Source organism: Enterococcus sp. DIV0774 (assembly GCF_050539095.1).
Classification (GTDB): Bacteria; Bacillota; Bacilli; order Lactobacillales; family Enterococcaceae; genus Enterococcus; species Enterococcus faecalis.
In genome coordinates this window covers 1,972,390-1,996,682 of the sequence record NZ_CP172923.1, presented here as the reverse complement: position 1 = coordinate 1,996,682, position 24,293 = coordinate 1,972,390, and the positions used below count along the sequence as shown (strand labels likewise).

Sequence of the window (24,293 nt, the reverse complement as noted above, 5' to 3'; positions counted from 1 at the left end):
TTAGCTAAAAATACTGCTTTTTTGCTGAAAATATAGTAAAATACGTAAGGAACTAACGGAAAGGTGTAGTGAACATGGCTCAATTATTTTTCAAGTATGGCGCAATGAATAGTGGTAAAACCATTGAAATCTTAAAAGTAGCACACAATTACGAAGAACAAGACAAACCAGTTGTTTTGATGACCAGTGGACTAGATACACGTGATGGTGTCGGGAAAGTATCCAGTCGCATCGGATTACGCAGAGATGCTATTCCAATTTTTGAAGAAACCAATGTCTTTGACTTGATTAATGATTTGTCTTACAAACCTTTTTGCGTATTAGTCGATGAATGTCAATTTTTAAACAAGCATCATGTCATTGAATTTGCACGAATTGTTGACGAATTAGATATTCCAGTAATGGCATTTGGGCTAAAGAATGATTTTAGAAATGAATTATTTGAAGGCTCAAAGTATTTACTTTTATATGCAGACAAATTAGAAGAATTAAAAACGATTTGCTGGTTCTGTCATAAAAAAGCAACTATGAACTTGCACTATATTGATGGCAAACCCGTTTATGAAGGGGATCAAGTCCAAATTGGTGGGAATGAAGCCTACTATCCTGTTTGTCGCAAACATTATTTTCATCCAAAAACAGTGAATGAAGAACAGTAAGGAGAGACACTATGTACGATCAATTACAATCTATTGAAGATCGCTATGAGGAATTGGGCGAATTATTAAGTGACCCAGCAGTCATTAGCGATACAAAACGTTTCATGGAATTATCGAAGGAAGAAGCTAATACACGTGAGACGGTTGAGGTTTATCGCCGATATAAACAAGTTGTTGAAGGGATTAGCGATGCCGAAGAACTTTTAAGTGAAAACTTAGATGCGGAAATGGCCGAAATGGCGAAAGAAGAACTTTCTGATTTGAAAAAAGAAAAAGAAGTGTTAGAAGACCGCATTAAAATTTTATTATTACCAAAAGACCCAAATGATGATAAAAATATCATCATGGAAATCCGTGGTGCAGCCGGTGGCGATGAAGCCGCACTTTTTGCTGGCGACTTATTTAATATGTACCAAAAATATGCAGAAGCACAAGGGTGGAAAGCGGAAGTTTTAGAAGCGAACGTCACTGGAATCGGTGGATATAAAGAAGTAATTATGATGATTTCAGGAGATAACGTCTTTTCAAAATTAAAATATGAAAGTGGCGCTCACCGCGTGCAACGAGTTCCTTCAACAGAATCACAAGGACGGATTCATACATCGACAGCAACCGTTGTAGTTATGCCGGAAGCGGAAGAAGTCGAAATCGAATTAGCTGATAAAGATATCCGTGTCGATATTTATCATGCAAGTGGCGCTGGTGGACAGCACGTCAATAAAACCGCTTCGGCTGTTCGATTAACCCATTTACCAACAGGAATCGTAGTCGCAATGCAAGATGAACGTTCACAGCTAAAAAACCGTGAAAAAGCAATGAAAGTTTTGCGTGCTCGTGTGTATGACCAAATTCAACAAGAAGCACAAAGTGAATATGATGCTAACCGTAAATCGGCGGTGGGGACTGGAGATCGTTCAGAACGAATCAGAACGTATAACTTCCCACAAAATCGAGTAACGGATCATCGTATTGGTTTAACCATCCAAAAACTAGACCAGATTCTTGCTGGCAAATTAGATGAAATCATTGATGCATTAGTCTTATATGATCAAACATCGAAATTAGAAGAGATGTAAAATGGCTAAACGTTACTTTGAAGTCCTTAACTGGGCTTCTTCTTTTTTAGAGGCGCAAGGCAAAGAAGGCTATGCTATTCACTATGTTTTTTTAGAACGTAAAGGTTGGGATAAAACGCAGTGGCTCCTGCATATGCAAGAAGAAATGCCCAAAGAAGAAGAGGAACAATTAAAAACGGATTTAGCCCAATTATTGACAGATTACCCAGCACAATATTTACTAGGACAAGCTGAATTTTATGGACATTCCTTTATTGTTAATGAACATACTTTGATTCCTAGGCCAGAAACAGAAGAATTAGTCGAGCGTTGCTTAAAAGCCAATCCAGATACTCCTTTGACGGTCGTGGATGTCGGAACAGGGACAGGTGCCATTGCGATTAGCTTGAAACTGGCACGGCCCAACTGGCGAGTTATTGCCATTGATCTTTCAGAGAAAGCGTTGACTGTCGCTAAACAAAACGCGCAAGCATTAGGTGCTGGCATCGAATTTTATCATGGGAATGGCTTACAGCCAGTTGCTTCTGAAAAAATTGATCTGCTTATTTCTAATCCGCCCTATATTAGTGAACAAGAATGGCATTTAATGGATGCAAGTGTCCGAACGTATGAACCTAAAACCGCTTTATTCGCTGAAAATAACGGTTTGGCTTTATACCAACAATTAATTCATGAAAGTCAAACGATGCTTAAAGCAGACGGTAAAATTTATTTTGAAATAGGGTTTCAACAAGGCGCAGCCCTCCAAGAATTATTGAGCGCCGCCTATCCACAAAAAACAATTAAAATTGAAAAAGATTTATCTGGCAACGATCGCCTCGCGATAGCCGAGTAACTAAGGTTCTTCGTCGCCACTTTTCTAGAAGGAGCGATTTGCAATGGAAACAAAAAAATTAACCAAACAAGAAATAGCCCAAGCAGCAGCAGCCATTCAAGCAGGCGAGCTAGTGGCTTTTCCAACAGAAACTGTTTATGGCTTAGGTGCCGATGCCTTAAATGAAGCGGCAGTAAAAAAAGTTTACCAAGTAAAAGGCCGCCCCAGTGATAATCCATTGATTGTTCATGTGAACAACGTTGAAATGGTCAAAAAATACGTAGCGACCTTACCAGAAGTCGCTACAAAATTGGTGTCTGCCTTTTGGCCGGGACCATTAACTTTAATTTTTAATGTGCCTAGCGATACATTTTCTAAAACAGTAACAGGTGGTTTAGAGACAGTCGCTTTTCGTATGCCAGATAACCAAGCGACCTTAGCTTTGATTGAACAAGCCAATGTTCCATTGGTCGGACCAAGTGCGAACACTTCTGGCAAGCCTAGTCCAACATCTGCAGAGCATGTTTATCATGATTTGCAGGGGAAAATTGCTGCCATATTAGATGATGGCCCAACGCAGATTGGGGTGGAGTCAACGGTCTTAGATTTAACGGCGGAAGATGGTGTGCCAGTTATTTTACGACCAGGAGCAATTACCAAAGAGCAGTTGGAAAGCATTATTCCCCAAGTGAAAATCGATACACATTTAATTAGCGAAAATGCAGCACCCAAAGCGCCAGGGATGAAATACAAACACTATTCTCCTGATGCGGAAGTTTGGATTATAAGCGGTCAAACAGCAGAATGGCAAGCGGCGATTCAGCAAGCAAAAGAACAACAGGAAAAAATCGGCTTATTTTTAAGTGATGAACAGGCAGCACAACTAGATACAGAAAATGCGTTTGTTTATTCTTATGGTGCAGAAACGGTTGAAAATGCCACAAAAGAACTATTTGCAGGGTTAAGAGCGTTAGATGAGCAAGGAGCTACCACGATTTTTGCGCAAGGATTTGCAGAAACTGGTTTAGGCACTGCTTACATGAATCGCTTGAAAAAATCAGCTAATCAAAAATTTTTTGAAAAATAAGAGGTATTTGTAACGAAGCTGACACAGAAGTATGATACAATCAGACAAAAGAAAACAAAATGGAGTGTTGTTTGAATGGATTACAAAACGTATGACCCAGATTTATGGAATGCAATTGCAAGAGAAGAAGAGCGCCAAGAAAATAACTTGGAACTAATCGCATCTGAGAATGTCGTGTCAAAAGCAGTTATGGCTGCCCAAGGAAGTATTTTAACGAATAAATACGCAGAAGGTTACCCTGGCAAACGGTACTATGGTGGTTGTGAATTTATCGATATCGTAGAAAATTTAGCTATCGATCGTGCCAAAGAATTATTTGGTGCAAAATTTGCGAATGTACAAGCCCATTCAGGTTCTCAAGCCAATACAGCGGCATACCTTTCATTGGTTGAACCAGGTGATACCATTTTGGGGATGGATTTATCAGCTGGTGGTCACTTAACACATGGTTCGCCCGTTAACTTTAGTGGCAAAACCTATAATTTTGTCAGTTATGGAGTGGATCCTTCAACAGAAGTAATCGATTACGATGTTGTGCGAATTTTAGCAAGAGAACATCGTCCAAAATTAATTGTTGCTGGCGCAAGTGCGTATTCACGAACGATTGACTTCAAACGTTTCCGTGAAATCGCTGATGAAGTAGATGCCAAGTTAATGGTTGATATGGCGCATATTGCAGGCTTGGTAGCTTCAGGGTTGCACCCAAATCCAGTTCCGTATGCTGATATCGTAACAAGTACGACCCATAAAACATTGCGTGGTCCTCGTGGCGGTTTAATTTTGACAAATAGCGAAGAATTGGCGAAAAAAGTAAATAGTAGTATTTTCCCAGGCATTCAAGGTGGTCCATTGGAACATGTGATTGCCGGAAAAGCCGCAGCTTTTAAAGAAGCTTTGGATCCAAGTTTTGCTGAATATAGTCAGCAAGTGATTGCAAATGCACAAGCGATGACGAAAGTTTTCAATCAAGCGCCAGAAGCTCGTTTAATTAGTGGGGCAACAGACAACCACTTATTACTGATCGAAGTGACAGGTTTTGGTTTAAATGGAAAAGAAGCAGAAGCTATTTTAGATAGTGTAAATATTACTGTCAATAAAAATTCAATTCCGTTTGAACAATTAAGTCCATTTAAAACAAGTGGTATCCGTATTGGAACGCCTGCGATTACTTCACGTGGTTTTAAAGAAGAAGATGCGGTAGAAGTTGCTAAATTAATCGTTCAAGTTTTAAAAGATCCAGAAAATACAGCAGTTCATGATGAAGTCAAAGCAGCTGTAGCAGCGCTAACTAAAAAATATCCATTATATAACTAACATCAGGGATAGCTGAAGCGCGATTCTCTGTACAAATAAGAGTCGGAGCTTAGGATTTAAGGAATTCAACTTGTGTCCTAGGCTCTTTTGTTTTACAATAAGAAAGAATAAAATAATGAAGGAGAATAGATATGGGAAAATTTCAAGTAATTGATCATCCGCTAATTCAACACAAACTAACAATGATTCGCGAAAAGAACTGTGGGACAAAGGTTTTCCGCGAAGTTGTCAACGAAATTGCTATGTTAATGGCTTATGAAGTATCACGGGATATGCCTTTAGAGGATGTTGTCATCGAAACACCGATGGGTAAATCAACACAAAAAACACTTTCAGGGAAAAAAGTAGCAATCATTCCTATTTTACGTGCCGGAATTGGCATGGTTGATGGGATTTTAGAATTAATTCCAGCAGCGAAAGTTGGACACGTTGGACTTTACCGTGATGAAGAAACATTGCAACCACATGAATACTTCGTGAAATTACCTGAAGACATTGCAAGTCGTCAATTATTTGTTGTTGACCCAATGCTAGCAACAGGTGGTTCCGCAATTATGGCCATCGATTCCTTAAAAGAACGTGGTGCTAGCAACATTAAATTTGTATGTCTAGTGGCCGTTCCAGAAGGTGTGAAAGCTTTACAAGAAGCGCACCCAGATGTAGATATTTATACAGCAGCTTTAGATGAGCGCTTAAACGAAGACGGCTATATCGTTCCTGGTTTAGGGGATGCTGGTGACCGTTTATTCGGAACAAAATAATAACAAAAAACCGTTAGATAACCGATTATGGTTACTAACGGTTTTCTTTTGCTTAAAGAACTTTTCTAGGGGTATAATAAAAAATAAAAAAACAAAGGAGTAGCTATGAAAAAGAATAAAAAAGTCTTACACGCTATCGCTGTGATTGCTAGTGTGATGTCAGTTTTGATGTATGTTTCATATATTCCACAAATTTATGGAAATTTACATGGGGAAAAAGGCAATCCGACGCAACCATTAGTGGCAATGATTAATTGTATTTTTTGGACGATTCATGGGTTATATGGAGACGATGGAGAAACACGAGATAAGTCCATTATTTTTGCTAATGTTCCCGGAATTATTTTTGGGTTTTTTGCGTTTATTACAGCATTATAGTTTCCGACGAATTGGAAAGTATTCCAATTCTGTACATAAAAAAGAGCGGGGGAAATTTCCCACGCTTGAAGAATTAAATCTTTTTCAATTGTTTGTAATTAATAACAATCACACCATTGCTGTGCACCATTAAGTGATTGTTTTTTTGCGTTTCGTCAATTTCGACGACAGCGGCATTTTTTAATTGTTTCGTAACAACGCCTGTTTGTGGCTGTCCGTGAACAAGAAAAGTAACATGGGTGTCAACGGCGAAATCCTTACCAGCATCCGATGGAACAACAGGAGTAACCATACCATTAAAATTTGACATACAAAAAACCATCCTTTCTTGATATCTCTATTATACCACATTTTCAGAAAAAAGTTTGTAAAGTCGCTATTTGGCTTATTTTAAAGAGATTTTGCATAAATAAATAACAAACAGACTTTACAAATAAAGTAGAAAGTCCTATAATAGATTTGTTTCAGGCCAGCTTAGCTCAGTTGGTAGAGCAACGCACTCGTAACGCGTAGGTCACAGGTTCGATCCCTGCAGCTGGCATCTAAAAAAACAGACAGGCACTACCATCTGGTAGTGCCTGTCTGTTTTTTTAGATAAAATTTTGGATTAGTGCAAATGAAGCAATGCCTACCAGTACAATAAGCAATAAGTTTTTAGTAAGTATTGCGGCTAAAATGGTAGGAAATGAAGCGAATAAATAAGGAAGATTGAGGCTTGGTAAATGCCCAATTCTTTGTTCAAATAAGCTACTAAACCATAAGGCTGACATAATCACAATGGGAACAAAACTTAGATATTCTAATAATTTCTGTGGCAGACTGATTTTTTTTAAAAGTAAAAATGGCAGTATTCTTGAAAGCCAGGTTGCAACGGTACAGCCTAAAATTGTTAAAAAGAGATACTCAGAAGAAGGCATGTTTTATCATCACTCCTATTCCACACCCGATTAACGTGACAACTAAGACAATTAAATTACTGGGAATAAAAATTAGACCAATAGACATCAAACCAAAAGTAATCAGGACCATGATGAGTTGTAAAGCGATTTTCATGGAACGATCACTAATTATCTGCAGATAGAGTAAACCAATGAACATAGCCACGACCGCAAACTCAAGACCTAATGCTTGAGGGTTTGCAATAAAGCGCCCTAGATAGGCACCGATGATCGTCGAAAAAACCCAAGTCGCATAGGAAATCAAATTGGCAGCATTAAACCACTCAAAACTTAAACGTCCTTTGGTGTGGTTTAATTTATTCATTCCTAGTGCAAAACTTTCATCCGTCAGTAAGGTTCCCAACCAGAGATTTTTACCGAGAGATTCGGCTTTAAAGTAAGGCGCAATGGTCATTCCCATAAGAATCATACGCGCATTTACTAAGAAAGTCGCTAACACAATGGATAAAATAGGGCTGCCACCAGTCAACATACTAACTGTTACAAACTGAGCAGATCCTGCAAAAATAAAAAACGACATCGCACTAACAATAAGAGGGGAAAAACCTGCTGCTTGTCCTACGATACCAAAAGCAATGCCAATACCAATATAGCCAAAAACCGTTGGCAAGGCTTCACGAATGCCAGTGCGTGCATCTAATTGGTGGTTCATTCTCTTTTTTTCCTTCTTTCTGTATAAAATTTAAACACGTGTGTATGAAAATCTAGACCTTCGATAATAAGACACAACGAGCGAATGAGCGTTTTCATTATTAACCACTCCTTTTGAACAACTAAGATATATATTGTATAATACAATAAAGAATACTTTTGTTCAATATATTAAACTTTTGGATAATAAAAAGAAACAGAAGGAGCAACTATTTTGGAGATTAATACAATTATTGGCAATAATTTAAAAAAAATTAGACAAGAAAAAAAACTTACGTTAGATGAACTAGCTGGGATAACCGGAGTGAGTAAAGGGATGCTTTCGCAGATTGAAAAAGGAACCACCAATCCTACCATAAATACAATTTGGAAAATAAGTAATGGACTCAATGTTCCATATACGTATTTATTAGAAGATGACTATGTTAAAGAAAATCCCGTGGTTAAAAAAACTGAGACGGTAACACAACATTCTGAAGATCACTCCTATCGAGTCTTTAATTACTACTCGGACAACCAGGAAAGAAACTTTGAACTCTTTCAGTTTGAATTAGATCCAGGGAAAAAGTATCAAGCTGTTGGGCATTCAAAACGTTCGACAGAATATGTCATGGTTATTCAAGGAGCATTAGCTCTTGAAGTGGGCGGTCAGAGATACCTTCTTCCAAAAGACGCCGCTATGTATTTTGATGCTAATCAAGTACACACGTATATAAATGATGGAACAGAGAAAGTCCAAGCTGTCGTCATTAACTATTATACGTAACAGTGGAAAATAAATATTAGGAAATTGCTACATCTGTTATTTTATGGACAAAAAAAGTAAACAATGCTACCCTAAAAATAATAGAAAATGAAAGATAAAAGAAGAGGTCAAAATGAATAAAAAAATTGAAAGTCTTGGTAATACAGCATTAAGTTTACTAAGTAATACGATTATTGTTGTGCCTTATTTACTTTACATTCAATTGAGTGATGGACACAACCTTTTAACAATTTTACCATTTGTCTTATTTTATACATTGCGTATGACAGGCATTTTTCTGGTTCGAGGAATTAATTTGTCTTTAACTAGTCTAGGTCTACTAAAGATTTCTCTATTGTTAGGCTTGGCAGGCTCCTTAATTGGGATCGCCGGCGCTTTTTCTTTCCCGCTTTATAGTATTTCAGGAATGTTGTTAGGACTTAGTGGGGCATTGTTGCCACCAAGTAATCAATCAATTCGCTTTTTCTTAAAAGAAGAAGGTCAAAAAATCAGTCATAGCAATCTTTTAACGACAGTCTTATTGACCGCTGTTTTATTTGGCGCTTTATTTTTTAAAGCGACTGAGATTGGACTGGCGTTATTGGTGTACGCGCTCTATTTTCTGGTTGCTTTAGTAGCAATCAAGAGCTATCCTGTTTCATTAAACGAGCTAGAAGAAGAATCAGCAGAAGTTTCACGAAAAGAATTAATTCTGTTTGTTATCTTTTTTGTGTTATTACTTTTATTAAGAAGTGGTCGCTTATTAACGAATGCGGTGGAATTTGATTATGCGATTGTTGGCGCCTGCTGTTTCTTTGTGGTGGCTGTCCTTTTCGTTAGTCATTATGGCAAACGCGGTGCGTATAAAGTATCATTAGAAATGAATCTTGCGACCTTGCTTAACGGGATTGTCGGGAACTATTTATTTTTATTTGGTTCCATTTATGTTGCAGGGGTTTATGGCAGAGCTCATATGGGTATCTATCTCTATTTACCTTATGTTTTAGGGATGATTTTTGCAATGATTGTAGCTAGTAAAACGAAACAATGGTCAAACAACATACCAATGATTGGTCTGGCGGGAAGTTTGGGAATATTCCTTTTTACCTCGTGGACTATTTTAGGCCTGTTTCTCTTGAGTTTTTTCAAAAGCACATTGAATAGCTTTTTAGCTAGGCGATATTATCAAGAGACAGATTTGCCTAAAGATAGCCGCATCCTTATCAAATATACAACACAAACAAAAGGGAGTTTATTCCATCAATTTATTTTGATGGCGCTTATGTTAGTCACTGTAGTAGGCAAAGGTGGCACGACACAATTTTTATTAGAATTGACTGGCGGCAAAGGCATTTCAATGCAAACAAGTCAATTTTTAACTTTCATTAAAAATAGTAACTCGCTCTTAGTGTTATTGTTTATTGCAGTTTATTTCGTGGTCGTTTTTCGTCAAAAGAAACGATAATTTACAAATATTCATAAAAAAATACTTGGAAAAACAGTGATTGTGGCTGATTTTCCAAGTATTTTTTTATGAAAAGCTGTTTTTTTTTTTCGAAGATTCAAAAAAAATTAATCAATTGTTTCATTTTTAACAAGCTATTATTAGGTTATATGAATTTTATTGAAAGGGGATTAGTATGAAGAAAAAAACTTTTTCTTTTGTGATGTTGAGTATACTTCTCGCACAAAATTTCGGGTTTGCCGCAAATGCCTATGCTGTAACAACGACAGAAGCACAAACAGAGACCACTGATACAGCAAAAAAAGAGGCAGAGTTATCGAACTCAACACCATCTTTACCTTTAGCAACAACGAATACTTCAGAAATGAATCAACCAACTGCAACAACTGAATCGCAAACCACAGAGGCGAGCACAACAGCTTCCAGTGATGCTGCTACACCATCTGAACAACAAACAACGGAGGACAAGGACACCTCACTTAATGAAAAAGCCCTACCAGATGTTCAAGCGCCAATTACAGATGAACTACTTGACAGTATGAGTCTTGCGCCGATTGGTGGAACAGAATACAGCCAAACAGAGGTTCACCGCGAATTAAATACAACACCGGTAACCGCTACGTTCCAATTTGCTGTTGGAAACACAGGTTATGCACCTGGATCAGTTTATACAGTTCAATTACCAGAACATTTAGGTTATTCAACTGTTAGCGGAGATGTGACGGGCATTGGCGCAACTTGGGCAGTCGATGCGGCAACCAAAACATTAAGTATTACGTTTAATCAACGAGTTTCAGATACTTCCTTTAAAGTAGAACTAAAAAGTTATCTAACAACAGAGGCGGAACCATTAATCAAAATTGAAACTCCAGGAAAAAACAAAAAAACTTACTCGTTTGATTTATATGAACAAGTGGAACCAATTCAATATAACGAACGAACCAGAACGACAGGGTTAGATGGCGAAATTTTTTATAATTTAGACCGGACGTTAACTGGCAATCAAACATTAGAATTATTGACAACAGAGACGCCAGGCGCTGTCTTTGGAAAACAAGATAACTTGGAACCTCAAGTTTTCAGTTACGATGTCGACATTAATGGTCAAATTTTACCAGAAACGCAAACCCTGTTAACACCTGGCAAAGATTATACATTAAGCGATAATTCACTCGGGCGGATTGCTGTAACTGTTCCAAACATGAATCAACAAAAAGCCTATTCCTTATCGATTAATCGGACAATTTATTTAGAGAGTGCTTCGGACTATAACTACTTATATTCGCAGCAGTATCCAACCACAAAAATTGGTTCAATTTCTTTGAAAAGTACGACAGGAACTAAACAAACAACCGATTTTACTGCTAAGACGAGTCAAACAAGTAAAGTAATTGCTGATCGTGAAATGCGTAGTATGTCCTATATCAGTTTTCAAAGCAAAGGGAAATATTATGTAACAATTTATGGCACATTAACAGAAACAAAAGTGGGTCAACAAATCGTATTAGAGAGTACAAACGGTCAAGAAATTAAGAATCCTAAATTTACGGCGTATGGTCCTTTATATGAAAATGTAAAATTGGAAGACTATTTTGATATTAAAACTGAAGGTGGCAAGCTTACCTTAACGGCCACAAAAGATAGCTATTTAAGAATAAATATTTCTGATTTAACAATGGATTTTGACAAGAAGGACATTAATCTATCATTAAGTACACCTGTAATTGGTCCCAATAAAGCCATTCAATTAGTATCTGATCAATATATTGAACCAATTAGTGTTGTTAATCCTTTGAATGCTGAAACTGCTTGGGGTAATTATGATCAAAATGGTGCCTATTCATCAAGAACAACTGTCTCAGTTATGGGAAGCAAAGAGACACCGATTCAAAATTTAGAAATTAAAGTAAAGCATCCTAATTATCTTTCATTGCGAGCTACAAAAGAAATTTATTTTTATTACAAGTTAGGAACGGATTATACAGTAACGCCAACGTCAGATGGTTCAGTTATTAAGTTCACTACGCCAATAACCAACGAAATCCAAATTCCAATTGGTTTTAATTATGTGCCCGATAGTTTGCCAAAAGATAAAAGTATCCCAGTCGATACGATACCGATAACAATGAGTGCTGAAGGTTTAACTCCAGTTGATACGACAGTAACTACTAATAGTAAGCGTGGTTCTGAACGAACACTTCAAAGTAGTAAAAATCAATTCCTTGTCAATGCACGAAATGATTCTTTTGACTCACTAAGCGTCCGTACAAAAATTCCAGCTGGCGCCGATGTTCTTTTTGACATTTATGATGTTTCAAACGATCAGGTAGATTCAATTTATCCACAATACTGGGATCGTGGCTATTATTTTGATAAACCAATGTCACCAGACAGTCCTGGATACCCAACGATTACTTTTGACGAAAATACCAATAGTTACACGTTTGATTTTGGAAAAACCAACAAACGTTACATTATTGAGTATAAAAATGCCAATGGCTGGATCGACGTGCCAACTCTTTATATAACAGGGACAGCTAAAGAACCACAATCGAATAATAATGAAGGGTCTGCTTCGGTTTCTGTTCAAAATGAAGCGTTAGACATTTTGAGTGCAACACAAGCGGCGAATCCAACATTAAAAAATGTAACAAAAACAACAGTAACAACAAAAAATATTGATAATAAAACACATCGTGTGAAAAATCCAACGATTGAATTAACACCAAAAGGCACAACCAATGCTCAAATCGATTTGAATTCTATTACCGTGAAAGGCGTGCCAGAAGATGCTTATTCATTAGAGAAGACTACAAACGGTGCGAAAGTCATTTTTAAAGACTATACATTGACAGAAAACATTACGATTGAATACAATACTGTCTCTGCAAACGCTGGCCAAATCTATACAGAAACAACAATCGACTCTGAAACATTGAACCAGATGTCTGCTAGCAAGAAAAAAGTCGCCACTGCGCCAATCACATTGAAATTCTCAGAAGGTGATGCGGAAGGCATTGTTTATTTAGCAACTGCCACATTCTATACGCATAACATAGAGGATGAAAACCAAGCAATTGCGAAGGTTTCTTTTGAACTAATTGATAATGTCACGCATACAGCAACCGAATTTACAACAGATGAAAAAGGTCAATACTCCTTTGATGCCATCATGACAGGTGATTATACTTTGCGAGTAACGAATGTACCGCAGGAATATTCCGTGGATGAAGAGTATTTGACAGGAAAAGCTATTAAGCTGGTCAAAGGAGACAATCAACTAAAAATTCCATTAACGAAAACAATTGATCACAGTCGTTTACAAGTCAAAGATTCAACGATTTATGTCGGCGATTCATGGAAACCAGAAGAGAACTTTATCTCAGCAACAGATAAAACAGGTCAAGACGTTCCCTTCGAAAAAATCACTGTTTCAGGTCAAGTTGATAACACCAAAGCAGGCGTTTATCCAATCGTATACAGTTACGAAGGTAAAGAAGAAACAGCCCATGTGACCGTCAAACCCGACCAATCTAAGTTAGAGGTCAAAGATACAACAATTTATGTGGGTGATAAATGGGAAGCAGAAGATAACTTCGTTTCCGCGACAGACAAAACAGGTCAAGACGTTCCGTTTGAAAAAATTGATGTTCAGGGAACAGTGAATGTTGATAAAATAGGCGATTATGAAATTGTCTATAAAAATGGCACAAAAGAAGCGAAAGCAATCGTTCATGTCCGTGATGATAGTCGTTTACAAGTCAAGGATACAACGATTTATGTGGGCGATAAATGGAAACCAGAAGATAATTTCGTTTCGGCAACAGACAAAACAGGCCAAGACGTTCCCTTCGAAAAAATCACTGTTTCAGGTCAAGTTGATACTAGCAAAGCAGGCGTTTATCCAATCGTATACAGTTACGAAGGTAAAGAAGAAACAGCCCATGTGACCGTCAAACCCGACCAATCTAAGTTAGAGGTTAAAGATACAACGATTTATGTTGGTGATTCGTGGAAACCAGAAGATAATTTCGTTTCAGCGACAGATCGTGACGGTCATGCTATATCCTTTGATAAAGTTCAAGTGAAAGGGAAAGTTGATACAAAGAAAACAGGAGAGTACCAGATTTCCTATACCACTGAGCCAGTTAATGAAACCAAACCAGCTGTGCAGTCACGACTTTTCTCAATGTTTTCAAACGAGACACCTCGTCAATTGACGACAGTAGCAACTGTTCATGTGATTGATCGTAATCCTACACCACTACCAGATAAAAATGAGAACAACCAGACTAGTTCCTCAACGAATCAAACCACGATAAAACGTAGTCAGTATGTCACACATATTGTGAAACCTGACAAGCAAGGACGTTATCCAAAAACGGGAGAACAAACTAATGGTCTATATCGTGTGCTAGGACTTGTTGTGTTACTTATTGTGATTATTAGTGGTATAGTCATCAAGAAGAAACGAAAATAATTAAATGAGCGTGGGGCAAAAGTTTAAAGTAACTTTTGTTCCACGCTTAAAAGATGAATAAGTGCATGAATGAGGGTAGCTGTTTCCTTGGAAAATAGGAAGTTTTACAAGTGACTTTTATTTTAAGAACACCTATTAGCAGGTTTTTCTGTTAAGATAGTTATTTTTATGAAATAGTTTGGAGGAATAATAAACGAGATGAACCAGCGAACTATTTATTATGGTAGTATCGGCACAGCCTTATTTCTTTCTTCAGGAATGTTGATTGCTTCAGTGAATAGCTATGCAAACGAAGCGACAACACCAGGCAAATATACCGTGACTTATGAAGTGGATGGCAAAATTGAAACAGCAACCATTACGGTCAAAGAAAATCAAACGGAACTTAAATTAAAAGACACGTTTTTAGGAGTTAATCAAGCATGGTCACCCTTAGACAATGTCGTTTTTCTAAAAGATAAAGAGGGTCGCCCTTTAAATTTAGAAAATGTAATTATAGAAAATAATGTAAATCCTCAAAAAGTAGGCCTTTATTTTGTAACCTTCCGTTACGAGTCATACCTTTCTATTGCGAAGGTGTATGTCAACCCTACTAATTTTGCTGCAGAGGGGAATATGCTTGCAGAGCTTCCTTATAGTCAAGCAATGATTGGCCCAGAAAGACCAATTATTGCCTCGAGACAGGACAAGGAGCAACAAACAAAACAGGAGAAAAAGAAAAATAAAATTGAACAGGAACGAGTAAATAAAAAGGTGCTGTTAAATGATGAGTTGTTGAAAAAAATAGATACGATAGCCCCAGTGGAAATTACTGGAGGAGCGGCAAGTGGGTCCTCTCAATTTGGCACCACTTTAAGCTTCCTGTCAGGCTCACTTTTGTATGGAACAAGGAGAGTTTAAATGGAATTCTTGTTATTAGATGATCGGGAAAATTTAAAATTAGCGATTATTAGAAAGTTAGAGCAACAATATTCATTTTCTGAACGAAAAGATCGTTTATGTAAGCAATTAGCTATTTCTCCTTATTTGCTAGAACGGAACATAACAGAAATCAATGCAGATTTGCAACGCTTTGGTCTGATTAATGAGATGGAAATCAGTGAAAAAAATAATGAAATTTTGTTATCTCAAAGCCTTCGTATTTCTTCAAGTATTATTGAAGAATATTATTTAAAAGACTCGTTAGAATTTAATCTATTAAAAACGATTTTCTTTCATCAGTTTACCTCAATCAAAAAATACGGTGAAAAGCACGGGATGAGTCGAACGGTTGTGTACAAAATTGTTGACCATATCCGGAAAGAATTAGGTCAATACGGTATCAAGTTATCCAAAAATTTACAACTTAGCGGCAATGAAATGGCGATTAGACAATATTTTACTATGCTTTATTACCGAATTTACAAAGATTCTGAAGAAGTATATAATCAAACAGATCTTCGCGCAGTGAACCAATTATTGGCTCAATTGAAAGGCTCTTATGAAAATATCACTAATTTTCATTTATTTAAACATTATGTATTGGTGGCGTTAGAACGAACGCAAAGAAAAGCTAATTATTTTTTATCCCAAGAAGAAAATCCATTCGCTTTTGATGAAGAAAGTTCGATTTATCAAGAAATTCAATGTTGGATCAACGAAGTGATGAAGGCGACTCATGCAGAGAAAAACGCAGAAATTCAAGGAATTATCGGCAATTTATCGGTCTATCAAAGTGAACTTATTTCGGAACATTTGCTGAGTTCTCACAATGAGGCAATTACGGCTACGAAAACATTATTCTTTTCTTATATGCCGTTTACAATTTCGGACGAAGAATTTTATCAAGAAATTGTTCCGATTATTTATCAACATCGTTTTATTACGCCGTTTATCGATATCACCTTACGAATTATGGATTTAGAATTTTTTCAGGAACGCTACCCAATTGTTTTTGATAGCTGTCATCAGTTTTTATTTGCGTTGGACTGCTCGGCGTTTGAGTTTAGTAAGCTTTCTTTATTTTTTGATTTGCTATTAGTGTTATCCCGTCTTTATGACCAAAGGAATGAAAAAAGCACGATCAATCTTTATGTTAATTTTACGCAAGGAGAAAAATATACTCAGTTTATCAAAGAACAAATCAAAATATTCGAATCTTTCAGCATTCACTTTCATTCAGCGATTCGACCAGATACTGATTTAGTAGTTTCAGATTATTTACCAAAAACATTATTTTCAGTAAAATGTTTAATTTGGTTAGCGCCCCCGCGAGCCAGTGACTGGCAAAATTTTGGCAACGAAATTGTCCGAATTAATAAAGAGCTACAACAAACGAAACAAAGAAAAAGCGAATAAAAACAGTCGCAACGTGTTTTAGTTGCGACTGTTTTTTGTTACTGAATGATTATAGTAAACTTTCTCATTATCACTGATGTGAAAAATTTTAAATAAAAGCCAAATAGGATTGAAGAAAAAGAAAAAATTGCTAGTGAAGGACCAATTCTCTAAAGTTTTTCTCAAATATAGTAGAATTCCTTTCTTTTCTTCTGTGAGAAAGATATAATAAAAAACGTATGAACAAAGGAAAAGGGATGACGAATGAATAGAAAAGAGAAAACAAATTTAGATAGTCGAATTGATTACGGCGTGATATTACCAGTTTTTCTTTTATCACTAATTGGTATGCTATCGCTTTACGTAGCGCTTTACAATGATCCAAGCAAACCTAAAATTGGTAGCTTGTTAATGAAACAAGGACTGTGGTATTTAGTCGGAGGATTAAGTATTGTCATTATTATGCATTTTAGCTCAAAATTACTCTGGCGGTTAACGCCCGTTTTTTATGCACTTGGATTAGTATTAATGGGATTACTACTGAAATTCTATGACCCCGTGCTAGCAGAGCAAACAGGTTCTAAAAACTGGATTCGCTTTGGTGGCACCACATTCCAACCATCGGAATTGATGAAGATTGCGTTTATTTTGATGTTGGCCTATATAGTGACCATGCATAATGTTAAATATGTGGACCGAACACTCAAAAGCGACTTTTGGCTAATCGCTAAAATGCTATTAGTCGCGATTCCGGTAATTGTTTTAGTACTTTTACAAAAAGACTTCGGGACGATGTTAGTTTTCTTAGCCATTTTTGGGGGAGTTTTCTTAATGTCTGGCATTACTTGGAAAATTATTGTGCCAGTTTTTATTTTAGCTGCTCTAGTGGGGGCAGGAACTATTTACTTGATTACAACAGAAACAGGTAGAGATTTATTGTCTAAGTTAGGGGTCGAAGCCTATAAATTTGATCGGATTGATTTATGGCTAAATCCTTTCCATACAGATCCAGATCGCTCATTCCAACCAGCGCTAGCATTAACAGCAATTGGTTCTGGGGGCCTTTTCGGAAAAGGCTTTAACGTGAGTGATGTGTATGTCCCTGTTCGTGAGTCAGATATGATTTTTACAGTTGTTGGTGAAAACTTTGGCTTTATTGGTGGCTGTTTCATTATTTTGTTGTATTTTATTTTAATCTACCGCATGATTCGCGTTTGTTTTGATACAAATAATGAATTCTATGCCTACATTGCCACAGGAATTATCATGATGATTTTGTTCCATGTTTTTGAAAACATTGGAGCGAATATTGGTTTACTACCATTAACTGGGATTCCATTACCGTTTATTAGTCAAGGTGGTTCTTCCATTTTAGGTAACATGATTGGGGTGGGCTTAATTATGTCCATGCGTTACCAACAAGAAACGGTTCGTACCAGAAGTGGTCGTTAAAGAAAGAAGAAAGAAGGGGTAGAAATGTACACACTTTATGAATATCCTAAATGCTCAACTTGTAAAAAAGCGAAAGCGTGGTTAGACCAACAAGGCGTTAAATACCAAGCAATTGATATTAAAGCAACACCGCCTAGTAGTGAACAATTAGCAAAATGGATGAAAGAGACCGGCTTGCCTGTTCGTCGTTTTTTTAACACAAGCGGGGTTTTATATAGAGAACAAGGCTTAAAAGATCTGGTTGACAGTTTTTCTATTGAAGAAGCAAGTCAGCGTTTAGCTGCGGATGGCATGTTGATTAAGCGTCCAATTCTCTTAAAAGACAATACATTTCTAACGAATGGTTTTAAAGAAGCAGATTACGAAGGAGTGCTTGGAAAATGAGTGAAATGAAACAAATCGATCAATTATGGATTTTACCAACAGAAGCAGGTTATAAAATTGGTTTAACTGCCGAAGCCCAAGAGGATTTAGGGAAGATTACTTTTGCAACATTTCCAAAAGTCGGACAAACATTAGCTAAAGGTGATTCTTTAATTGAATTAGAAGCAGAAAAAGCAGTCAGTGAATTCAGTAGTCCATTATCTGGTAAGGTAGTTGCGATTAATGAAGCGGCTGATCAAGAGCCAAGTGCATTAGATGAAGAAAATGCCTGGATTGCTGTTTTAGCAGATGTTGAACCAACAGAATTTGAAAATCTTTAGTCTTACGTTGACAAGGTCAATGTTTATTGCTATAATTTTCTCAATCTAATCAAAAGAAAGCTTTGAAAAGAAGAGTACATGTTAAGGACGTTTGAAGAGAGCCCTGTTTGCTGAGAATGGGTAACAGATTTAAGATGGAAGATGGTCTTTGAGCAGAGTAAGTGAGCGAAGCAGTGAACTTACTACGGGGCGCCCGTTACAGCCAACGGTATGCGAAGAATCAAGTACCGTATGAGGTTATTATTGAGAAATAATAGCGAATTAAGGTGGTATCACGAAATGACAAACTTTCGTCCTTTTTGCTGTAATAGCAAAAGGATGGAAGTTTTTTTGTTTTTATTAAGCAAATTCGTTTCATAAAAAGTGCGAAACCTTCAAAATAAGAAAGTAGAACAGAAAGAAGAGGAGAACAAAATGGCATTAATTGAATTACGTCATGTAAAAAAAGAGTTTTCCGGTAAAGCGGGTAAAGTCACGGCTTTAAAAGATATTGATTTAACGGTTGAATCAGGAGATATTTATGGCATTATTGGCTATTCAGGTGCAGGAAAAAGTACGTTGGTTCGCCTATTGAATGGACTTGAAACACCTACAGAAGGTGAAGTAGAAATTCAAGGACAAGATATTGCATTGTTGCCAAATAAAGAACTACGAAACTTCCGTAAAAAAATTGGGATGATCTTTCAACATTTTAATTTATTATGGTCACGGACGGTCCTAGAAAATATCATGCTCCCATTGGAAATTGCTGGCGTTCCAAAACAAAATCGGAAAAGCCGCGCAGAAGAGTTAATCAAGTTGGTTGGTTTAGAAGGACGGGAAAATGCCTACCCAAGTCAACTCTCTGGTGGGCAAAAGCAACGAGTGGGGATTGCCCGTGCCTTAGCTAACAATCCTGATATTTTGCTTTGTGATGAAGCAACGAGTGCTTTGGATCCGCAGACAACCGATGAAGTGCTAGAATTACTACTAAAAATCAACCAAGAATTAAATTTAACGGTTGTATTAATTACCCATGAAATGCACGTGATTCGTAAAATTTGTAATCGCGTAGCCGTGATGGAATATGGTGAAATTGTTGAAGAAGGTAAAGTAATCGATATTTTCAAAAAGCCTCAAACAGAAATTGCGAAACGCTTTATCCAACAAGAAGCGGATAAAAACATTGAAGAAACGGAACTGGTTGTTGAAGAAATGTTGGAACAATATCCGAATGGAAAAATTGTTCGCCTACTTTTCCACGGCGAACAAGCGAAATTGCCAATTATCTCGCATATTGTCCAAGAATATCAAGTAGAAGTCAGTATTATTCAAGGGAACATTCAGCAAACAAAGCAGGGTGCAGTGGGTTCTCTTTATATTCAATTATTAGGCGAAGAGCAAAATATTCTAGCAGCCATTGAAGGATTACGTAAACTTCGTGTAGAAACAGAGGTGATTGGAAATGAATAATCGTGGCTTAGCAAGTTTCTTTGATTTTTCCCAAATTGATATAAGTAAACTACAAGAAAAAACGATTGAAACACTTTATATGACAGGGATTTCAATCATAGTGGTCGCCATTTTAGGGCTGATTTTAGGACTACTACTTTTTGAAACGTCAGGCAGAAAAGGGATTTTGAGCCGATTACTGTATTGGCTAGTGGCCATTTTTGTAAATATTTTCCGTTCGATTCCGTTTATTATCTTAATCGTTCTGTTAATTCCTTTTACAAAAATTATTTTAGGGAGTATGTCTGGTGTCAAAGGCTCCTTACCAGCATTGATTATTTCCGCAGCACCTTTTTATGCTCGCATGGTCGAAATTGCTTTTCGTGAAGTCGATAAAGGCGTGATTGAAGCAGCCAAAGCAATGGGGGCCAATCGTTTCCAAATAATTTGGAAAGTTTTATTACCAGAAAGTCTGCCAGCGCTTGTTTCTGGCTTAACCGTTACAACCATTTCTTTAGTGGGCTACACTGCAATGGCAGCTGCTATTGGAGCGGGCGGTTTAGGAAGTTTGGCGTATCAAGATGGCTTCCAACGTGGTCAAAATACAGTTACCTTAGTAGCAACGATTTGTATCTTAATTATTGTCTTTGCGATTCAATGGCTTGGGGATACAGTCGCTAAAAAAATAGATAAACGATAAATGGAGGGAATAAGATGAAAAAACGTACATTATGGTCAGTAATTACTGTAGCAGTAGCTGTCTTAGTTTTAGGGGCTTGCGGCAATAAAAAGAGTGATGACTCGGTCTTGAAAGTTGGAGCTTCACCAGTTCCACATGCAGAGATTTTAGAACATGTAAAACCTTTATTAGAAAAAGAAGGCGTAAAATTAGAAGTGACGACTTATACAGATTACGTGCTACCTAACAAGGCGTTGGAAAGTGGCGATATCGATGCCAACTATTTCCAACATGTGCCGTTCTTTAATGAAGCGGTTAAAGAAAATGATTATGACTTTGTGAATGCAGGTGCGATTCATTTAGAACCAGTTGGGCTTTACTCGAAAAAATACAAATCGTTACAAGAAATTCCTGATGGTTCAACGATTTACGTTAGCTCTTCCGTTTCAGATTGGCCACGTGTTTTAACGATTTTAGAAGATGCTGGTTTAATCACGCTGAAAGAAGGGGTAGACCGGACAACTGCTACTTTCGATGATATTGATAAAAATACTAAAAAGTTGAAATTCAATCATGAAAGTGATCCAGCAATCATGACCACTCTTTATGACAATGAAGAAGGGGCTGCGGTTTTAATTAACTCAAACTTTGCCGTGGATCAAGGATTAAATCCGAAAAAAGATGCGATTGCTTTAGAAAAAGAAAGTTCACCTTATGCCAATATTATTGCGGTTCGTAAAGAAGACGAAAACAACGAAAATGTAAAAAAATTAGTCAAAGTGTTACGTAGCAAAGAAGTCCAAGATTGGATTACGAAAAAATGGAACGGTGCCATTGTTCCAGTCAATGAATAAAAAGAAAAAGACAATAGAATAAAAACTTGAGGTCGGGACAGGCGTGTTAAGCTTCAAGAAATAAGAAGAAAGTTCTGAAAGATGCTTTTTGTCTCTCAAGGACGTTCAGCTTATTTCCGAAGAAGCTGCTCCTGTCCCGTTGTTTATTTAAAATTTTAGGGCTAGGCAGATACATCATGTTGATTTACCTGCCAAGTCTAAGTTTTTTTCTTTTAAAAAAGGACCATAAATGATAAAGTTACAAGGAATTTCTTAATTATCAGGAAAATTCAGGGACTATGCATAGGCATTTGCATTAGTTATTGTTATAATAATTAAGATAGATTTTTTGGAATGGAGGGAAAAAGATGTTACGTTTTTTTCCGCAAAAAAATAAATATGTAGAAGAAGCAAGCCAGTACGCCTTTGATAAAGAAGGCCAAATTCCGCAGCACATTGCCATTATTATGGACGGAAATGGCCGGTGGGCACAGAATCGAAGACTGCCGAGAATTGCTGGACATAAAGAAGGCATGGATACGGTTAAAAAAATAACGAAGCATGCTAGTCATTTAGGCGTTAAAGTTTTAACACTTTATGCATTTTCAACGGAAAATTGGAAGAGACCAACAGATGAAGTCAATTTCTTAATGCAATTGCCTGTTGATTTTTTTGATACATTCGTGCCTGAATTAATTAAGGAAAATGTTAAAGTCAATGTAATGGGCTACCAAGAGTTTCTACCAAGCCATACGCAAGATGCTGTTAAGCGGGCCATTGAGCAAACCAAGGACAATACGGGCATGGTTTTGAACTTTGCTTTAAATTATGGGGCGCGTGCGGAGCTACTAACTGCCATGAAACAGATTGCTGCAGAGGTTTCAGAAAAAACATATACGGCAGATGAGATTACAGAAGAAACGATCGCAGATCACTTAATGACTGGCTTTTTACCCACGGAACTTCGTGATCCAGAATTGTTGATTCGAACAAGTGGGGAAGAGAGAATTAGTAATTTCTTGCTATGGCAAATTGCTTATAGCGAGTTGTTTTTTACAAAAGCATTATGGCCTGATTTTTCAGGGGACACTTTAGAAACCGCGATTGCTTCTTTCCAAAATCGTAATCGTCGTTTTGGAGGTCTAAAAGAAACTACAGAAACAGAAGGGAGCGATCCGCAGTGAGACAACGTGTCATCACAGCTATCGTCGCATTAATCATCTTTATTCCAATTATCTGGTATGGTGGTTTTGCAATTGAGATTGCCGCTGTTGCTTTGGCAGTAGTCGGCGTGTACGAGTTATTCCGTATGAAAGGATTAACGTTATTAAGTTTTGAAGGTATTTTATCAGCATTAGGGGCCGTTTTTTTAGTTATCCCAACAATTAAATGGTTAAACTTTTTGCCGGAAATGCAAACAAATTTCATTTTATTTTATGTCACTGTAATGTTGTTGTTAGGTGCTTCGGTAATTTCTAAAAATACATATACAATTGAAGAAGCTGGCTTTCCAGTTATTGTCAGTTTATATGTAGGGATGGGGTTCCAGAACTTTATTAGTGCCCGTTCCGCAGGTTTTGAAGTCTTGTTATTTGCTTTATTCATTGTCTGGGCAACGGATATTGGTGCATATCTATTTGGACGCCGATTTGGTCGTCATAAATTGATGCCAGATGTTTCACCCAACAAGACAATAGAAGGTGCACTTGGTGGTATTTTATCAGCCGTCGTTGTAGCAGCGTTGTTTTTAGTTTTCACAGCTAATAAAGGGCTATTTCCTTATCCGATGCCGGTGATGCTTGTATTGACGGTTCTATTTTCTATAGTAGGTCAATTCGGTGATTTGGTTGAATCTTCTATCAAACGTCATTATGGCGTGAAAGACTCTGGTAACATCTTGCCAGGACATGGTGGTATTTTAGATCGTTTTGATAGTTTATTATTTGTTTTCCCAATTATGCACTTATGTGGATTATTTTAAATTGATTAACAAAATTTAAAAAAGTATCGTCAAATAAGCAAAAATCCAGAAGAGTCTCTCTTCTGGATTTTTGCTGTTTATTGAGATAATGCGTGAAACACTGACAGGGTATGTTTGAGATAAGTTTAATTTTAAACATGCGGTGGTTTTACTCTTTAATTGACAATAGCCTTCTCTTTAAAGAGAAGGCTATCTAACGAATCAATATTATTATTTTAAAGTTGGATCAGACTATTTCTAGTATTCAAGTATTTTTCATTTAAGCGATGTATTCCCTACCTCTAATACATCCTTGTGTCTCTCTAGACACGCCAGTTTTGAATAAAATCATCAAAACAATTGAATGGTTCGTTTAAAAATATTTTTCGTGTTCTAATTATTATAACATAAAACTCGTCAACTGACCACTAGCTGACGAGTTCATAATTTTTCCAGATAAATAGACAGCCGTTTTCCGCCGACTGTCTAAGATTAAGATAGATTTGTAAAGAAGTGAATAAATGCTTCC

The 24,293-nt window shown here is 37.0% G+C and carries 23 protein-coding genes, 1 tRNA gene and 1 other annotated feature; of the genes, 21 read left to right on the top strand and 3 right to left on the bottom strand.

The window, feature by feature from the left end; genetic code table 11:
• Positions 1-74: 74 nt before the first annotated feature.
• The 7 genes from IGL86_RS09570 (at position 75) to IGL86_RS09540 (ending at position 6,089) form a co-directional block, all read left to right on the top strand.
• Positions 75-659, top strand: coding sequence for a thymidine kinase (locus IGL86_RS09570; protein ID WP_002356618.1), 585 nt, complete (start codon positions 75-77; stop codon positions 657-659).
• 11 nt (positions 660-670) lie between these two features.
• A complete protein-coding gene (gene prfA, locus IGL86_RS09565) occupies positions 671-1,735 on the top strand; it encodes a peptide chain release factor 1 (protein ID WP_033625647.1) in 1,065 nt (354 codons plus the stop codon).
• A 1-nt stretch (position 1,736) separates the two neighbouring features.
• On the top strand, positions 1,737-2,570 hold the full coding sequence (gene prmC, locus IGL86_RS09560) for a peptide chain release factor N(5)-glutamine methyltransferase (protein ID WP_010707255.1): 834 nt from the start codon (positions 1,737-1,739) through the stop codon (positions 2,568-2,570).
• A 43-nt stretch (positions 2,571-2,613) separates the two neighbouring features.
• Positions 2,614-3,636 (top strand): L-threonylcarbamoyladenylate synthase, encoded by a 1,023-nt coding sequence (locus IGL86_RS09555; RefSeq protein ID WP_033625648.1) that lies wholly within the window; start codon positions 2,614-2,616, stop codon positions 3,634-3,636.
• Between the two features lie 75 nt (positions 3,637-3,711).
• Positions 3,712-4,950 carry a serine hydroxymethyltransferase gene (gene glyA / locus IGL86_RS09550; RefSeq protein ID WP_002356623.1) on the top strand — a complete coding sequence of 413 codons (1,239 nt, stop codon included), beginning with the start codon at positions 3,712-3,714 and terminating at the stop codon, positions 4,948-4,950.
• 131 nt (positions 4,951-5,081) lie between these two features.
• On the top strand, positions 5,082-5,711 hold the full coding sequence (gene upp / locus IGL86_RS09545; RefSeq protein ID WP_002356624.1) for a uracil phosphoribosyltransferase: 630 nt from the start codon (positions 5,082-5,084) through the stop codon (positions 5,709-5,711).
• A gap of 105 nt (positions 5,712-5,816) precedes the next feature.
• The gene (locus IGL86_RS09540; protein ID WP_002356625.1) at positions 5,817-6,089 is read left to right on the top strand and encodes a membrane protein; all 273 of its coding nucleotides are present in this window, start codon (positions 5,817-5,819) and stop codon (positions 6,087-6,089) included.
• Between the two features lie 73 nt (positions 6,090-6,162).
• On the opposite strand, the gene IGL86_RS09535 is transcribed toward IGL86_RS09540, so the two are convergent.
• Positions 6,163-6,399 (bottom strand): hypothetical protein, encoded by a 237-nt coding sequence (locus IGL86_RS09535; protein WP_002381528.1) that lies wholly within the window; start codon positions 6,397-6,399, stop codon positions 6,163-6,165.
• Between the two features lie 158 nt (positions 6,400-6,557).
• Here IGL86_RS09535 and IGL86_RS09530 point away from each other — a divergent pair.
• Positions 6,558-6,630 (top strand) — tRNA-Thr (locus tag IGL86_RS09530).
• A gap of 49 nt (positions 6,631-6,679) precedes the next feature.
• On the opposite strand, the gene IGL86_RS09525 is transcribed toward IGL86_RS09530, so the two are convergent.
• Positions 6,680-7,006, bottom strand: coding sequence for an AzlD domain-containing protein (locus IGL86_RS09525; RefSeq protein WP_002362235.1), 327 nt, complete (start codon positions 7,004-7,006; stop codon positions 6,680-6,682).
• On the bottom strand, positions 6,993-7,700 hold the full coding sequence (locus tag IGL86_RS09520; RefSeq protein ID WP_002356628.1) for an AzlC family ABC transporter permease: 708 nt from the start codon (positions 7,698-7,700) through the stop codon (positions 6,993-6,995). The genes IGL86_RS09525 and IGL86_RS09520 overlap by 14 nt, the downstream gene beginning before the upstream one ends.
• 213 nt (positions 7,701-7,913) lie before the next feature.
• On the opposite strand from IGL86_RS09520, the gene IGL86_RS09515 reads away from it, so the two are divergent.
• The 13 genes from IGL86_RS09515 to IGL86_RS09455 all read left to right on the top strand — a co-directional run bounded on the left by IGL86_RS09515 (position 7,914) and on the right by IGL86_RS09455 (position 23,785).
• On the top strand, positions 7,914-8,465 hold the full coding sequence (locus IGL86_RS09515) for a helix-turn-helix domain-containing protein (protein WP_002362234.1): 552 nt from the start codon (positions 7,914-7,916) through the stop codon (positions 8,463-8,465).
• A gap of 112 nt (positions 8,466-8,577) precedes the next feature.
• On the top strand, positions 8,578-9,909 hold the full coding sequence (locus IGL86_RS09510; RefSeq protein ID WP_033625609.1) for a hypothetical protein: 1,332 nt from the start codon (positions 8,578-8,580) through the stop codon (positions 9,907-9,909).
• Positions 9,910-10,084: 175 nt separating this feature from the next.
• Positions 10,085-14,389 carry a bacterial Ig-like domain-containing protein gene (locus IGL86_RS09505; protein ID WP_430605599.1) on the top strand — a complete coding sequence of 1,435 codons (4,305 nt, stop codon included), beginning with the start codon at positions 10,085-10,087 and terminating at the stop codon, positions 14,387-14,389.
• A 198-nt stretch (positions 14,390-14,587) separates the two neighbouring features.
• Positions 14,588-15,289 carry a hypothetical protein gene (locus tag IGL86_RS09500; RefSeq protein ID WP_010776022.1) on the top strand — a complete coding sequence of 234 codons (702 nt, stop codon included), beginning with the start codon at positions 14,588-14,590 and terminating at the stop codon, positions 15,287-15,289.
• Positions 15,290-16,726, top strand: a complete 1,437-nt coding sequence (locus tag IGL86_RS09495; RefSeq protein WP_033625894.1) for a helix-turn-helix domain-containing protein — start codon at positions 15,290-15,292, stop codon at positions 16,724-16,726.
• A 243-nt stretch (positions 16,727-16,969) separates the two neighbouring features.
• Positions 16,970-18,157 (top strand): FtsW/RodA/SpoVE family cell cycle protein, encoded by a 1,188-nt coding sequence (locus IGL86_RS09490; protein ID WP_002356636.1) that lies wholly within the window; start codon positions 16,970-16,972, stop codon positions 18,155-18,157.
• A 24-nt stretch (positions 18,158-18,181) separates the two neighbouring features.
• Positions 18,182-18,541, top strand: a complete 360-nt coding sequence (locus IGL86_RS09485) for an arsenate reductase family protein (RefSeq protein ID WP_002359675.1) — start codon at positions 18,182-18,184, stop codon at positions 18,539-18,541.
• 5 nt (positions 18,542-18,546) lie between these two features.
• Entirely contained in the window at positions 18,547-18,861 is a 315-nt protein-coding gene (locus tag IGL86_RS09480; protein ID WP_011109554.1) for a glycine cleavage system protein H, read from the top strand.
• 53 nt (positions 18,862-18,914) lie between these two features.
• Positions 18,915-19,162, top strand: a binding site (T-box leader).
• Positions 19,163-19,275: 113 nt separating this feature from the next.
• Positions 19,276-20,313, top strand: a complete 1,038-nt coding sequence (locus IGL86_RS09475; RefSeq protein WP_002364465.1) for a methionine ABC transporter ATP-binding protein — start codon at positions 19,276-19,278, stop codon at positions 20,311-20,313.
• Positions 20,306-20,992 (top strand): methionine ABC transporter permease, encoded by a 687-nt coding sequence (locus IGL86_RS09470; RefSeq protein WP_002356640.1) that lies wholly within the window; start codon positions 20,306-20,308, stop codon positions 20,990-20,992. The genes IGL86_RS09475 and IGL86_RS09470 overlap by 8 nt, the downstream gene beginning before the upstream one ends.
• Before the next feature lie 14 nt (positions 20,993-21,006).
• Entirely contained in the window at positions 21,007-21,825 is an 819-nt protein-coding gene (locus IGL86_RS09465; RefSeq protein WP_002359679.1) for a MetQ/NlpA family ABC transporter substrate-binding protein, read from the top strand.
• A 347-nt stretch (positions 21,826-22,172) separates the two neighbouring features.
• Entirely contained in the window at positions 22,173-22,988 is an 816-nt protein-coding gene (locus tag IGL86_RS09460) for an isoprenyl transferase (RefSeq protein WP_002356646.1), read from the top strand.
• Complete coding sequence (locus IGL86_RS09455) at positions 22,985-23,785, top strand: phosphatidate cytidylyltransferase (protein ID WP_002397120.1); 801 nt, start codon at positions 22,985-22,987, stop codon at positions 23,783-23,785. The genes IGL86_RS09460 and IGL86_RS09455 overlap by 4 nt, the downstream gene beginning before the upstream one ends.
• Positions 23,786-24,293 lie beyond the last annotated feature (508 nt).

Coding starts and splice junctions, on each gene's coding strand:
- IGL86_RS09570 (WP_002356618.1), top strand. CDS start 75: ATGGCTCAATTATTTTTCAAGTATGGCGCAATGAATAGTGGTAAAACC.
- prfA (WP_033625647.1), top strand. CDS start 671: ATGTACGATCAATTACAATCTATTGAAGATCGCTATGAGGAATTGGGC.
- prmC (WP_010707255.1), top strand. CDS start 1,737: ATGGCTAAACGTTACTTTGAAGTCCTTAACTGGGCTTCTTCTTTTTTA.
- IGL86_RS09555 (WP_033625648.1), top strand. CDS start 2,614: ATGGAAACAAAAAAATTAACCAAACAAGAAATAGCCCAAGCAGCAGCA.
- glyA (WP_002356623.1), top strand. CDS start 3,712: ATGGATTACAAAACGTATGACCCAGATTTATGGAATGCAATTGCAAGA.
- upp (WP_002356624.1), top strand. CDS start 5,082: ATGGGAAAATTTCAAGTAATTGATCATCCGCTAATTCAACACAAACTA.
- IGL86_RS09540 (WP_002356625.1), top strand. CDS start 5,817: ATGAAAAAGAATAAAAAAGTCTTACACGCTATCGCTGTGATTGCTAGT.
- IGL86_RS09535 (WP_002381528.1), bottom strand. CDS start 6,399: ATGTCAAATTTTAATGGTATGGTTACTCCTGTTGTTCCATCGGATGCT.
- IGL86_RS09525 (WP_002362235.1), bottom strand. CDS start 7,006: ATGCCTTCTTCTGAGTATCTCTTTTTAACAATTTTAGGCTGTACCGTT.
- IGL86_RS09520 (WP_002356628.1), bottom strand. CDS start 7,700: ATGAACCACCAATTAGATGCACGCACTGGCATTCGTGAAGCCTTGCCA.
- IGL86_RS09510 (WP_033625609.1), top strand. CDS start 8,578: ATGAATAAAAAAATTGAAAGTCTTGGTAATACAGCATTAAGTTTACTA.
- IGL86_RS09505 (WP_430605599.1), top strand. CDS start 10,085: ATGAAGAAAAAAACTTTTTCTTTTGTGATGTTGAGTATACTTCTCGCA.
- IGL86_RS09500 (WP_010776022.1), top strand. CDS start 14,588: ATGAACCAGCGAACTATTTATTATGGTAGTATCGGCACAGCCTTATTT.
- IGL86_RS09495 (WP_033625894.1), top strand. CDS start 15,290: ATGGAATTCTTGTTATTAGATGATCGGGAAAATTTAAAATTAGCGATT.
- IGL86_RS09490 (WP_002356636.1), top strand. CDS start 16,970: ATGAATAGAAAAGAGAAAACAAATTTAGATAGTCGAATTGATTACGGC.
- IGL86_RS09485 (WP_002359675.1), top strand. CDS start 18,182: ATGTACACACTTTATGAATATCCTAAATGCTCAACTTGTAAAAAAGCG.
- IGL86_RS09480 (WP_011109554.1), top strand. CDS start 18,547: ATGAAACAAATCGATCAATTATGGATTTTACCAACAGAAGCAGGTTAT.
- IGL86_RS09475 (WP_002364465.1), top strand. CDS start 19,276: ATGGCATTAATTGAATTACGTCATGTAAAAAAAGAGTTTTCCGGTAAA.
- IGL86_RS09470 (WP_002356640.1), top strand. CDS start 20,306: ATGAATAATCGTGGCTTAGCAAGTTTCTTTGATTTTTCCCAAATTGAT.
- IGL86_RS09465 (WP_002359679.1), top strand. CDS start 21,007: ATGAAAAAACGTACATTATGGTCAGTAATTACTGTAGCAGTAGCTGTC.
- IGL86_RS09460 (WP_002356646.1), top strand. CDS start 22,173: ATGTTACGTTTTTTTCCGCAAAAAAATAAATATGTAGAAGAAGCAAGC.